Here is a 1,996-nt window from a genome sequence, read left to right as displayed (position 1 = left end):
TCACCAGGAAGTCTTTGCTGACGCCGTCGATGATGGCTTTGGCACGGTCCAGGTCGCCGGTGGCTTCCTTGATGCCGATGATGTTTTTCACGGTCGACAGGCGGATAACGGTCTCGGCCTGCATGTCACATGCAGTGCGCCCTGGCACGTTATAAAGGATCTGCGGGATGTCGACAGCTTCGGCGATGGCCTTGAAGTGCTGGTACAAGCCTTCCTGGGTCGGCTTGTTGTAGTACGGCGTCACCAACAGGCAGGCGTCGGCGCCGGCGGTCTTCGCGTTGGTGGTCAGCTCGATCGCTTCGCGTGTCGAGTTGGCGCCGGTACCGGCGATCACCGGGATGCGCCCTGCAACCTGCTTGACCACGTAACGAATCACTTCGATGTGCTCGTTCACGTCTAGAGTGGCCGATTCACCTGTAGTGCCGACCGCCACGATCGCGTGGGTGCCGTTTTGCAGGTGAAAGTCCACCAGTTTGCTCAGGCTGTCCCAGTCGAGACGACCTTGTGCATCCATGGGTGTGACCAGTGCCACCATACTGCCCGCAATCATGCAACCGCTCCTGCCGGAAAAAGAGAGCCGTAATGGTACTGGCGCCAAGATGCTTGTACAAGCGAAGTACTGCGCTGCTGCCATTCCCCTTGGCGCTGCTTTTCGCTACCCTTCAGACTTTGATCGGTACTGACACGCTCGCAAGCCGGGTTCCAGCCTCCATTTTCGGCATCACAAGCCCCGATCCAGCGTTGCCACCCCTCGCTCTTGCCACACTGGAGCACGTTGCAACCTTCGGCTCGGGTTTTCTGAATTCGCATCCGCAGGCTCGCCCCCGGCAAAAAAAGCCCGTAGAAGTATCGACCGCTCATCGCTTTAGGAATGCTGCATGTCCACCCCCACAGTTCGCGAACAATTCCTTGTCATCAGTGCCCTCGGCGCCAACCCCATGGAGCTGACTAACGTCCTGTGCCGCGCCAGCCATGAAAACCGCTGCGCCGTGGTCACTTCTCGCCTGACCCGCCATGGCGAGTGCAGTGCGTTGATCCTTGAAATCTCCGGCAGCTGGGACGCCCTCGCGCGCCTGGAAGGCAGCTTGCCGAGCCTTGCCAAAAAGCACGCCTTCACGGTCAACGTGGTGCGCAGCGCGGCGCTGGAAAACCGTCCACAGGCCTTGCCGTACGTGGCGTATGTCAGCTCGGCCTACCGCTCCGACATCATCAACGAGCTGTGCCAGTTCTTCATGGACCACAACGTCGAGCTGGAAAACCTGACCTGCGACACCTATCAGGCCCCGCAAACCGGCGGCACCATGCTTAACGCCACGTTCACCGTGACCTTGCCGGCCGGCGTGCAAATCAGTTGGCTGCGCGATCAGTTCCTCGATTTCGCCGATGCGCTGAATCTGGATGCCCTGATCGAGCCGTGGCGCCCACAAAACCCAATGTAAGGAAGCTTTCATGGCCGTTGCCATCGACCAACCGGTTGCCGACTTCGAAGCACCCGCCACCAATGGACAGACCGTCAGCCTCGCAGGCCTTAAAGGCAAGCAAGTGGTGATCTACTTCTATCCGAAGGACAGCACCCCGGGTTGCACGACTCAGGGCCAGGGCTTTCGCGATCAGCTTGACGCCTTTAAAGCGGCCAACACCGAAGTGTTCGGTGTATCCCGCGACAGTTTGAAATCGCACGAAAACTTCAAGGCCAAGCAGGCGTTTACCTTCGAGCTGATCAGCGACAAGGAAGAAGCGCTGTGCCAGTTGTTCGATGTGATCAAGCTGAAGAAGCTGTATGGCAAGGAATACATGGGCGTTGATCGCAGCACGTTTTTGATCGACAAGCATGGCGTGCTGCGTCAGGAATGGCGTGGTGTGAAGGTGCCGGGGCATGTGGATGCGGTGTTGGCGGCGGCTGAGGCCCTGAACAAGGCCTGACTCAAGAAGATCGCAGCCTTCGGCAGCGCCTACAGGTGTACACCGTTCTGTAGGAGCTGCCGAAGGCTGCGAT

At 59.0% G+C, this 1,996-nt stretch carries 3 protein-coding genes; 2 read left to right on the top strand and 1 reads right to left on the bottom strand.

What is annotated here, in order from left to right; all coding sequences use genetic code 11:
• Positions 1-550 (bottom strand): 4-hydroxy-tetrahydrodipicolinate synthase (gene dapA, locus F8N62_RS31225; RefSeq protein ID WP_150714192.1); only part of this gene is annotated, 550 nt, incomplete at its 3' end.
• 328 nt (positions 551-878) lie between these two features.
• On the opposite strand from dapA, the gene F8N62_RS31215 reads away from it, so the two are divergent.
• Positions 879-1,439 (top strand): glycine cleavage system protein R, encoded by a 561-nt coding sequence (locus F8N62_RS31215; RefSeq protein ID WP_008034925.1) that lies wholly within the window; start codon positions 879-881, stop codon positions 1,437-1,439.
• Between the two features lie 10 nt (positions 1,440-1,449).
• Positions 1,450-1,923, top strand: a complete 474-nt coding sequence (locus F8N62_RS31210) for a peroxiredoxin (protein ID WP_150712751.1) — start codon at positions 1,450-1,452, stop codon at positions 1,921-1,923.
• The last annotated feature ends 73 nt before the right edge of the window (positions 1,924-1,996 follow it).

The organism is Pseudomonas fluorescens, assembly GCF_902497785.1.
In the GTDB taxonomy this organism is placed as follows: Bacteria; Pseudomonadota; Gammaproteobacteria; order Pseudomonadales; family Pseudomonadaceae; genus Aquipseudomonas; species Aquipseudomonas fluorescens_BO.
Note: the sequence above shows the minus strand (reverse complement) of the source record. Positions and strands in the feature narration are given on the sequence as shown.

Excerpts from the sequence above, each read along its gene's own strand:
- F8N62_RS31215 (WP_008034925.1), top strand. The coding sequence starts at position 879 with ATGTCCACCCCCACAGTTCGCGAACAATTCCTTGTCATCAGTGCCCTC.
- F8N62_RS31210 (WP_150712751.1), top strand. The coding sequence starts at position 1,450 with ATGGCCGTTGCCATCGACCAACCGGTTGCCGACTTCGAAGCACCCGCC.